Source organism: Paenibacillus sp. IITD108 (assembly GCF_036541265.1).
Classification (GTDB): domain Bacteria; phylum Bacillota; class Bacilli; order Paenibacillales; family Paenibacillaceae; genus Pristimantibacillus.
Map to the genome: position 1 here is coordinate 73,258 of NZ_JAZHCT010000027.1, position 11,078 is coordinate 84,335.

Genomic DNA, 11,078 nt, shown 5'->3' on the forward strand with positions numbered 1-11,078 from the left:
AAGGTGTCATAACTTGCGAAATGGGCAGTTACAATTTTTAAAATCCGTGTATTTTTTTATTCATCGCCTTGCTGTACCTGCTTTTAAGCCTTGTATCTCTCCCTGTATTCCGTAGGCGTAAGCCCCGTATATTTCTTAAAGGCGCGCAAGAAGCTGCGCGTATTTGTGTAGCCTACCATCTCGGATACTTCGTTTACTTTTTTATTTTTATCCTTCAACAGCTCTTGAGAGGCAGCAATACGAATCTCTATTAAATAGTCGATAAAATTGCGTTCTGTATGCTCTTTGAATAACTTGCTGATGTACGGCGGGGTTAGCTGAAACTGCTCCGCCAACTGATCTAAGGACAAATCGCTTTCCTGGTAATGCTCCTGTATATATTGAATAATGCTTTCAACCGATTTGTTTTTTCCGCGACTGTTGCGTTTTTCCACAATCTTATCCAATATTCCATTCAGTACACTGTGTACGATCTGCTCAATTTCGTACCAGTTATCGCACGTAGAGATACGTTGATGCAGGTTGCCCAAGGATGCAATGGTATCTTCCGGATCAATACCGATAGATGAGACCATCTGCAAAGCTTTCATAATAAGCTCATAAGCAAGCTGCCGGATTAAATCAGGCGAGAGATTGCTCCCAAGTGCATCGGAGAACATCTCTATTACCTCCTGGTTGACCTGCTCACTGTTAGCCTGCTTCAATGCTTCTGTAATTCGTTCAGCTTTTTTTATTATTTTGTAGTAGTCCTGATTCTGAGAGGTCGATATATCGTCTATCGAGATGACTGCAGCAGCACCAAATAACAGCTTGTACTGCAAAGCCTTGATCGATTGGTCATACGATTTCGGAATGCCGTCCATGCTGGCATAGCATTTGCCAAGACCTGCTGTTACAGACAAATGGAACTCGCGCTCCATCACCTTAAGCACCAAATCCATAATCGCCTGCGCCCGTAATTGATTCTGTTCCTCGTCTCCTTCTGCAAAGCTAATAACGATAACTGCCTTGCCTCCGCCCAGATCTGCAGCAATACCGGCATGTTCAGCGTTAATGAGCTCTTCGGCAACATTGCAAAGCATAAATGTGTATAGTGCCTGATCCCGGCTGCTCATTGTTTCGCTCTTTTCAATTTCTACACTGCACACCATATAATAATGCGGAAATAGTTTTATTCCGATATATTCAAGCTGGTGCCCAACAGCAGCAAACTCAGTCTTGTTGCCGGTCAGCATATCCATCATAAGCCGCCACTTCAAAACTGGCTTAAAATCACGCACTTGCTGCTCCAATTGTTCTCTGTCCGTATGCAGCTGATCGAATATCGTTTCCAAAGAACCAAAACCCTTTAGCCTGGCAACCGCCCCTTGCGGCGGCTTGCGGTATGCTCCAAACATTTTTCCAGCCAACCGCTCAATAGGCTTAAACGTTCTATGATTGAAATAAAACATAAATAATAGTGCAGCTACGATCATGCATAGTGCAACAATAATTAACAAATCGCGTGTCGATTCCAATTGTTTATACACTGCCGAGTTAGGAATGACGGTAACAATTTTCCAATCCGTGTAGTCTGACTTCTGATAAAAAATCGATGTCTCGGTTCCTTCTATATTGACAGTGAATTCTCCCTTGTCTCCGCCATCCAGTATTTGCTGAATGTAAGGCAGCGTTTCGCTATTTCCATACAATTTCGACCTATCGCTATGAGTTACTACATTGCCTTCATGATCAAGCAGCATCGTTTGTCCAGCGTATTGTGTATCGTAGTTGCCCGCTATCATCCGCTGCAGCAGCACCTCATCAATGTTTACCGCGACCAGGCCTTTGCGAAAGCCTGGCTTGCTTATTGCAGGATAAGGTCGGATTAACGTTACGACGTCCCGCTGCATAGAGCCTTCCCAAATTTTATGTGTAGGCAGCCACTTTATATATCCATCCATATTCAAATGCTCTACCAGCCAGCTGTCATCATTATCGAGACTGGGCAGGTATACTTTATTGGTTAATATTTTTCCGCTTACATCGGAATAAACGTAAACAGAAGCTAACTGCGGATTCGAATGCAAAAAACTGGTGACCTTGTTGGATAAACTATAGAAGTTTGTATACTTCTCTGATTCATTTTCGTAACTGTCATACATAAAGTAGACAAACTCCATTTCTCCAGCCAGCTTCAGCAAATTGCGCTCTGTTTCACGAAAGGACAGCTCAATTTTATTATCAATTTGTTTGAGCAGCGCATAATGCACATCCTTCAGATCCTTTTCCAATCTGCCTATCGTTCCGACATAGGGCAGCATAAAGCTCAGCACAATAATGACTAGCAGAACAATGCTATAAGTGAGTGAAATTTTTCGCGATATGTTGAATCTCATGCTATCCCCTCCTACTCTCTAGCAAATAAGTTCCTTAATTATATAAGAGGGAAGACAACCTAAACAATGAAGATATATGCCGAAATATAAAAGATGTCACCTTGTTTTAAAAAAATGCACCTTCTTTTGCTTTAGTAAGGGAGATGCCTTTAACTTATAACTCGATCTTCACAGCGTGATTTCGGTGGGTAATCCTTATTGTAGTTGGTGGTCAGATCGGTTATCCGCTAATGATGGCGTGTTGGGGGAAAGATGAAACGGATGCGCTAAAGAAAAGTGAGGGGGTATGGGAGAAATTTGGCTGTTGAAAAACTTTTGTATCGCGAAATGTACCAACTAAAAGTGGATTCGAGGTGGCGCCGACCGATTGTGTATGTTTTTTCATATACAATTGTGTTTTTCGGGGCTTTTCTGCGTAATGTATATGAATTTTCATATACATTGAGGCGTTTCGAGGTGGCGCCGAACGATTGTGTATGATTTTTCATATACAATTGTGTTTTTCGGGGCTTTTCTGCGTAATGTATATGAATTTTCATATACATTGAGGCGTTTCGAGGTGGTGCCGAACGATTGTGTATGATTTTTCATATACAATTGTGTTTTTCGGGGCTTTTCTGCGTAATGTATATGAATTTTCATATACATTGAGGCGTTTCGAGGTGGCGCCGACCGATTGTGTATGTTTTTTCATATACAATTGTGTTTTTCGGGGCTTTTCTGCGTAATGTATATGAATTTTCATATACATTGAGGCGTTTCGAGGTGGTGCGGGCACGCATAGGGTGTTGAGTGCAATGACTAACTTTCTATTTCGATCTGCGATAGTTGATAGAGAGGAGGACTGCATTTCCGCCTGCAATGCAGCCGCTCCCGCTTCTCCAGCTCCCCCCGAATCATACGAAGGGACTACCTATTCTAGCATCCGTATTTCTCCGGACTCTGTCTGATCATTTTTTTTGCGAGATGCCATAAATACTTTCCTGGCTTCTTTCAACAACAGCCTCAATGCTCTCATAAGTACAGCTTTGTATTCTGAAGACTGATTCAAGGCACGAATCATATTATTGATTTTCTGCCATCTGGCACGACTTAAATCTTCAAACGTCCGAATATCGCCAACATCAAACACATGGAACAACGCCGAAACAAACGAAGTTCGTTCTTTTTTATCCAAGCCCGCAAGCCATGATTTCAGTGTCTGATCAACAAATTCGCTTTTTTTCTCTAAACTTTCACCCTTAACGAAGCTGTTACCCAGTACTTCCCATGAATAAGCTTCATGCTGGACCAGAATGGAAGCATTGCTCTGCACGACCGTATACTCTTCCTCATGCTCCAGCAGCATACCAACGATGGAGGATTGCGGGACGATAGTACGAATTTTGTGAAGCATTTGCTGATATGCCTCGCTTTTTATCATCTTTTCGTCAAAGCCGGGCCCGTCATGATTATATACTTCCACTATGCGTTCCTTTAAGTCCGAACGGCACATAACGGAGGCGTATACAGCAAGATTGCCTCCCTTGGAATGGCCGCCCAGCCGCAGCAATTGATTGCAGACTTCTGTAGTATCCTCCAAATAGCAAACCGCCTCATACTGTGCAGCGACTGGCATGCTAATACTCATATTGAAATTTTCCTTCCAGCCGACAATCGTATTATCAGTGCCTCTAAAAGCAACAAAAAGAGAACCGTCGCCAAGTTCAATATGCATAGCAGCAAATTGCTTTGTGCGGTCAAGGTCGATCATATTTTCAAATTTGGACAGCCTTGCATCTGCAAAACGCGGGGACATGGCCAGCTTGCTCAGCAGCGGTATTGAAGCACGCACCATATAGCTAAATTGATCGATTTGATCTTTGCCGTACATTGAAAAATAAAGAATGGCTGCTTCTCGTATCGTGATATTGGCATCAACCCATTTGGATGGAACAATATAATCAAAATTGATATAGACCAGCTGAGACAAAATCAAATTATCCACTTCATTAAAAGGAGATTGCGCCAGCGTCAAATCACCACGCCAATCCAAATAATCCATTATATTTGCCATAAACTCTACCCACTCCTTGTATAAGAAGCTCACTTTAGCAGTATCATTATAGCAAATTAACGTAAAGACCAGTGCTTCTTAAGCGCTTCCCGGAACAGAGGTGCTGCCAATATGAAAGATATTAATTAATGCATCCCCTGCTATCTTATGAATCGCCCGCTTTTCCTTCTCATATTCGTATTTCCAATTCGGATCATAATCTACTACTGCAATTTTCATTTTCATCACTCCCTATTATATATTTTCCCGTTCGATATTTCCCAAATTAAGGGCATTGTATCAATATATAAAAATCAGAATGCTGTGTCAACGTATAACTGTTATTCATATTGCATAGCAACTATTGTCATGATAGTATAGCAAGCAATGGAATGTTAATAATCAACGGCTTTCTATTATTAATAGCAATCCATAATTCCAGCAATGTACTGGAGGCGAACATATGCTAAAAGTAAACCGAGATGACGAGCGCCCTATCTGGCAGCAGCTGCTAGACCAAGCGATCCATAATATTACAACCGGAAATTGGCCTCCGGGCGAATTGCTGCTCCCTTCCCGCGAGCTTGCTCTATTGATTGGCGTATCTCGTTCTACCATACAAATTGTTTACGAGGAATTATACAGCCGCGGATATACCGAAACCTCTCGGCGCGGCGGGACGAGAGTCAGCAATTGGACCTATACAGATCGTCCTGCAGAGGATACTGCAGCAGAAGGGCCTGTCCTCCCCGAATTGCCTTTATTAAATGCTGCAACAGGCCATTTGTACAATTGGTTCGGAGACAAAATAAATCGAACAGCGGAGATCGATTTCAATCCTCATGAGCCTTATATAGATGATCAATTTCAAAAAAATTGGCGTCAATCATTTTTACAGGTGTCCACCGAAACAAATCTGGACAGTTGGGCTTACGGAGACGCTTGCGGATATTTGCCGCTGCGGGAACAGATTCAACGTTATTTATCACTGGAACGAGGCGTTCATGTAGCTATCGATCAAATCATATTAACCTCAGGCGCACAGCATAGCATTGATTTGATCGCCCAAGCCCTTTTGCATGAAGGAGATATCGTTTCGATAGAAGATCCCGGCTTTCCTGCCGCTTGGATGGCAATGAAGTTTCGTCATATGCAGGTTGCAGCCATTCCGGTTGATGAGTACGGGCTTTGCGTTGACCGTATTCACCCGCAATCCAAGCTTGTATTTGTTACCCCGTCGCACCAGTGTGCAGTTGGCGTTATTATGTCGGAACCACGAAGGCAACAATTGCTGCATATGGCTGCTGATCAGCAATTTTGGATTGTTGAAGATGATTATGACAGCGAATTCCGCTATCGAGGTGATCCGCTTCCAACCTTGTTCAGTCAGCGGCCGCAAAATACGCTCTATATGATGAGTTTTTCCAAAATGATTGCTCCCGGTGTTCGAATATCAGCCATCATTGGGTCAAAAGAGTCTGTTCGTCAGCTTGCCCGAATCCACGAATTAACGTATCGCCATCTTCCGATTATGGAGCAATTAACGCTTACCCATTTTATCGAGCATGGTCATTTCGCACGTCATATGAGACGAGTGAGAAATGTATATCGGCGCAGACACGAAGCAATGACGAAGGCAATTATCTCATCTGGTCTGAACAAATACTTTACATTAACCGGTGTAGAAACGGGACTCCATATGCTCCTTGAAGCTGATAAATCGTTTGACGAAGAAGCGATGACAAACCTGGCGCTCGAAAAAGGAATCCGTGTATATCCGCTTAGCAACTATTGCCTGGAAAGCGATCGAAAAGGATGGGTTTTAGGCTTCGCTCAAGTAGATGAAGCAGCTATCGAGAAAGGTATTTATAGACTGGCGGAGATGCTTATATAATTCAAGCATCCCCGCCAGTTCTTTTATTTTTGCTCTACTTGTTTCAATCCGCTCGAACGATATTCCTTTTTGCGAAATTTTCCATGAATCAGCAGATGTGCTGCCATCCCTGCGACAAGTCCCCAGAATGCGCCGCCGACGCCAAGCAAAGTCACATTCGCAGCAGTTGCTAAAAACGTGATCAGCGCTGTCTCGCGTCCCTTTGGATCTGTTAAAGCATTAGCAAGGCTTCCCCCAATTGTGCCAAGCAATGCCAATCCCGCCAATGTTGCGATAAAGGTAGCTGGAAGAATGAGAAACAGAGCAGCCAGCGTGACTCCAAAAACACCGACAACAATGTAAAATATGCCGCAGGCAATACCAGCAATATAACGTTTGGACGCATCCTCGTGCGCATCTTTCCCTGTACAGATTGCTGCTGTAATAGCCGCTACGTTAAAAGCGTGTGAGCCAAATGGCGCTGTAAGGAGCGAGCCCAAACCCGTCACAGTCAAGATAGGATTCGCGCTCGTTTTGAAACCGTCATTGCGCAATACGATCATTCCAGGCATGTACTGCCCTGTCAAAGTAATAATAAACAGCGGCAAGGCAACACCTAATAAAGCATGCAGTGAAAACTCCGGAACGACAAATACAGGTGAAGCGATCGCCAGCTTAATATTGCTAAAGTCTGCTTTTCCCATAGTAATCAAATATAGAAGTCCGATTACCAAAATACCGACAATAGCGTACCGGGATGTAAATCGTCTTAATAGGATATACGCGGCAAACAGAACCACGACAAGCAAGGGGTCAACTTTCGCTCCGCCAAATGCTGAAATACCGAATTGCAATAAAATGCCCGCCAGCAGCCCTGAAGCAATGCCTGGAGGAATTAACCGAACGAATCGTTCAAACATGCCCGATAATCCCAAAATAATAAATCCTAACGCTGAGATTAAATACGCGCCAATCGCTTCAGGATAAGGGGTTACCGCTAATGCCGAGACGAGAAACGCCACGCCTGGCGTTGACCAAGCCGTAATAATCGGTTCCTTGTAGCGATAACTTAACCATATCCCGGTTATACCTACTCCAATGGAGATCGACCAAATCCATGAGGCGGTCATTTCAGGACTTAAACCCGCGACTTTTGCTGCCTGAAACACAAGAATAAAGGTGCCTCCATAATTGACAATAACAGATATTAAAGCGGCTATAGTTGGTGAAATCAAATCGCGGCCGCTCAGCGAAGATGATGTTGTGTTCATTAACGTTCTCCTGCCTCTCTCCTGATTATCCTATTTGTATGTTTTTTCATTACTCTATTTTGAATTTCTCATCAATTAAAGCTAGTCGAAGGAGATTTCACGTACACGCTTGATTTCTGGTATCGCAAATAAAGATTCCAGCACGTTCTTTGGCGCTTTTTTATCGATTTTTAAAATCATGACCGCCGAACCGCCTACCTCGTTGCGTCCCACCTGCATCGTCGCAATGTTAACACCGCTATTCCCAAGCAAGGTTCCAACACGTCCTATGATTCCCGGCCTATCCTTTTGTGCGATGATCAGAACATATCCTTCAGGTGGAATATCAACGGGATAGGGGCCAATTCGGACCATTCGTTCCCCGACACCAGGCAATGCCGAGCCTGTCACCCATCTCTCCTCGATTGTCGTCTTTAATCGAATCGTAATCTCGCTGGACGAGCTTTGGGTTAACAATGATTTACGTTCAACTAGATGAATATCACGGAATTTTGCCAAATGAACGGCATTGACAATATTGACTTGCTCTGCTCCGAGATGATGTGAAAGCACCCCCTTAAGCACATAAGGGATCAGCGGCGACGTATCCAGATTAGCGAGCTCTCCTGCACATTCCATCGTCACTTCTCGCACGGCGCCATCTGTCATCTGGGCAAGTGAACTTCCCAGCTGCTCGCACAATGTGAAGTATGGCTGCAATTTGTTCAGCAGATCGTTTGATATGGCCGGCATATTGACCGCGTTTTTAAACGGTTCTTGCCGCAGGATATGAATAACTTGCTCGGAAACATCGAGGGCTACGTTCTCTTGTGCTTCCAATGTTGATGCACCAAGATGAGGCGTAACAATCATTTTGGGATGACTGAGAAATGGATGATCCGGCGCCGGCGGCTCATGTTCAAATACATCAAAAGCGGCACCTGCCACAATTCCTTCATCAAGCGCTTCAATAAGAGCCAGCTCGTCAATAATTCCACCTCGGGCGCAGTTGATAATACGCATCCCCCGCTTCATCACATCAAATTGCGGCTTCGCAATCATATGATGCGTTTCCTTCGTCAGTGGCGTATGAACTGTCATAAAATCAGCTGTTCGAATGATATCATCTACTGTCGCCAGCTTGATTCCCAGTTTATTTGCCCTTTCCTCCGATAAAAAGGGGTCGTAGCCGATAATAGTCATTCCAAACGCAGCTGCACGCTTCGCTACTTCGATCCCAATACGTCCAAGCCCAAGCACACCAAGTACCTTGTTTCGCAATTCAACGCCAAGAAATGATTTGCGGTCCCAGCGGCCTGCAACGGTTTTGGCATAAGCTTGCGGAATATGCCGGGCCACTGCCATCATCATCGCAAAGGTATGCTCGCAGGTCGTCACTGTATTGCCATCAGGCGCATTAACGACAATAATCCCCTGGCTCGTTGCGGCATCCAGATCAATATTGTCCACACCGACACCTGCTCGGCCAATCACTTTCAAATGAACACCTGCCTCCATAATGCGCCGTGTGACTTTCGTTTGAGAACGGACAAGAAGCGCATCAAAGGTACCGATAATAGCTATGAGCTCCTCCTCGCTTAACCCCGTTATTTTAGCTACCTCCACATCTTCAGCACGCATCAGCTGCTGCAATCCAAAATCACTTATCGGATCTGCTACCAAAACTTTGAACATGATCCTTCCTCCTTTTCTATGTGAACTGTGAAAGCTGCACGGTTGAATTTCAAGCTTGTATTCAGCAATAGATTAATTTTGTCGAAAGACATTCAGCCTGTAAAATATTGCTTGTTTAAAGATTACTATGCTAGTATAGCAATAGGTGGATTGGTTATGAATGTCCAAAATAGATGTAATTGAGCAATCCAAAAGACGTTATTTCATTCCATCACTGCTTATATAAGGGGGTAACTATTCCATGAACATAAATCGTGCCGACAAAAGACCCATTTGGCAGCAATTGCTTGATCAGGCTATCGATCATATTACGAATGGGGTGTGGAAGCCGGGAGAACTGCTGATGCCTTCCCGGGAGCTTGCTAAGCAGCTGGGTGTGTCTCGTTCTACCGTGCAAATTGTATACGAAGAACTGTTAACCAGAGGTTATACGGTAACTTCACGCCGCGGCGGAACGCGAGTCAGTGATTGGATACAGTTCAATGACAAGCAGAAGCAAGAGGCTTCCCCTCTCATCTTGCCTCAATTCCCTGAATTGCCTTTGCTCGTTGACCAGTCGCAGCAGTGGTTTAGAAGTAAGGATAACCAAGCATCAGTCATCGATTTTAGCCCCTATCAGCCTTATATAGATGCGCAGTTTCTAAAAGCGTGGCGAAAATCTTATTTGAATACCTCTTCAGAATTAAAAGCATCCTCCTGGTCATACGGTGATGCTTATGGATTTGAGCCTTTGCGGAGGCAAATCCAACGTTATTTGTCGCTGGAACGAGGAATCCATGTTCAAACAAATCAAATTTTATTGACCTCCGGAGCCCAGCACAGTATTGATCTCATTGCACAAACGCTTTTGACCAAAGGAGACGTCGTGGCGGTTGAAGATCCCGGCTATCCCGTCGCTTGGATGACAATGAAGTATAGGCAAATGAAGATTGCTCCCGTTCCTGTTGATGAGCACGGCCTTATCGTTGAGAAGATCCCATCTGAATCGAAGCTTATTTTCGTTACTCCTGCTCACCAATGCGCTGTTGGTGTAATCTTGTCAGAGCCGCGCAGACAACAGCTATTGCATAAAGCAGCACAGCAGCGCGCATGGATTATCGAAGATGATTATGACAGTGAATTTCGCTATCGCGGCGATCCGATGCCAACTTTATATAGCAGGCTTCCGCAAAATTGTCTCTATTTGATGAGTTTTTCTAAACTGACTGCGCCAGGCATTCGCATTTCCGCGGTTATTGGACCTGCTGAAGCGATCGCTCAACTGGCCCGCGTTCAAGCATTTACCTATCGTCATCTTCCTATCATGGAGCAAGTGACATTAGCACACTTCATCGAGCACGGGTATTTCATGCGCCATATGCGGAGAGCCAGAAATATATACAGGCGGCGCCATGAAATCGTACAAAAGGCAATTGTCGCAAGTGGTCTTAATAACAAATTTACCGTACAAGGAATCGAAACAGGCTTGCACATACTGCTGGAAGCGGATGAAACATTTGACGAGGATACAATGACCCTTCGCGCACTTCAAGGCGGAGTTCGAGTGCATCAACTCCATTCCTATTGCTTGGAAAGCAAACGTAAAGGGTGGGTATTGGGCTTTGCCAAAGTAGAAGAGGAGCTAATAGAGGAAGGTATGTACAGACTTGCGGAAACGATGTTATAGCTCAAATTTTGGTATAAAACTTACTTCATTACAGAGAATACCGAGCAATGATGAACTTCTAAGGGTTGCCACAAACGCTATTCGTGCAAAAATGACAGCTTGAAATTTCTAACGGTTGCTATTGCGCTTAATTTCCCAAAATGCGCTGATTTTGCTCGAAAAAGGTACAATAGCGCTCGTG

Annotated in this window: 7 protein-coding genes; 2 read left to right on the forward strand and 5 right to left on the reverse strand. The window is 44.2% G+C overall.

The genetic code is table 11. From position 1 onward, the window contains the following. Positions 1-83: 83 nt before the first annotated feature. From V1L65_RS21000 to V1L65_RS21010, 3 genes are all read right to left on the reverse strand, one after another. Positions 84-2,378 carry a helix-turn-helix domain-containing protein gene (locus V1L65_RS21000; protein WP_331701206.1) on the reverse strand — a complete coding sequence of 765 codons (2,295 nt, stop codon included), beginning with the start codon at positions 2,376-2,378 and terminating at the stop codon, positions 84-86. Between the two features lie 913 nt (positions 2,379-3,291). Then, positions 3,292-4,434, reverse strand: a complete 1,143-nt coding sequence (locus tag V1L65_RS21005) for an Mbeg1-like protein (RefSeq protein WP_331701207.1) — start codon at positions 4,432-4,434, stop codon at positions 3,292-3,294. Positions 4,435-4,512: 78 nt separating this feature from the next. Beyond that, positions 4,513-4,653 (reverse strand): GrpB family protein, encoded by a 141-nt coding sequence (locus tag V1L65_RS21010; protein WP_331701208.1) that lies wholly within the window; start codon positions 4,651-4,653, stop codon positions 4,513-4,515. 223 nt (positions 4,654-4,876) lie between these two features. Between V1L65_RS21010 and pdxR (V1L65_RS21015) the strand changes: the two genes are divergently transcribed. Further along, entirely contained in the window at positions 4,877-6,307 is a 1,431-nt protein-coding gene (gene pdxR / locus V1L65_RS21015) for a MocR-like pyridoxine biosynthesis transcription factor PdxR (protein ID WP_331701209.1), read from the forward strand. A gap of 23 nt (positions 6,308-6,330) precedes the next feature. Here pdxR (V1L65_RS21015) and V1L65_RS21020 read toward each other — a convergent pair whose 3' ends face one another. Further along, entirely contained in the window at positions 6,331-7,557 is a 1,227-nt protein-coding gene (locus tag V1L65_RS21020; RefSeq protein ID WP_331701210.1) for a benzoate/H(+) symporter BenE family transporter, read from the reverse strand. A gap of 81 nt (positions 7,558-7,638) precedes the next feature. After that, positions 7,639-9,231, reverse strand: coding sequence for a phosphoglycerate dehydrogenase (serA, locus tag V1L65_RS21025; RefSeq protein WP_331701211.1), 1,593 nt, complete (start codon positions 9,229-9,231; stop codon positions 7,639-7,641). Positions 9,232-9,472: 241 nt separating this feature from the next. Here serA and pdxR (V1L65_RS21030) point away from each other — a divergent pair, with 241 nt between their 5' ends. Further along, positions 9,473-10,897 carry a MocR-like pyridoxine biosynthesis transcription factor PdxR gene (pdxR, locus tag V1L65_RS21030; RefSeq protein WP_331701212.1) on the forward strand — a complete coding sequence of 475 codons (1,425 nt, stop codon included), beginning with the start codon at positions 9,473-9,475 and terminating at the stop codon, positions 10,895-10,897. Positions 10,898-11,078 lie beyond the last annotated feature (181 nt).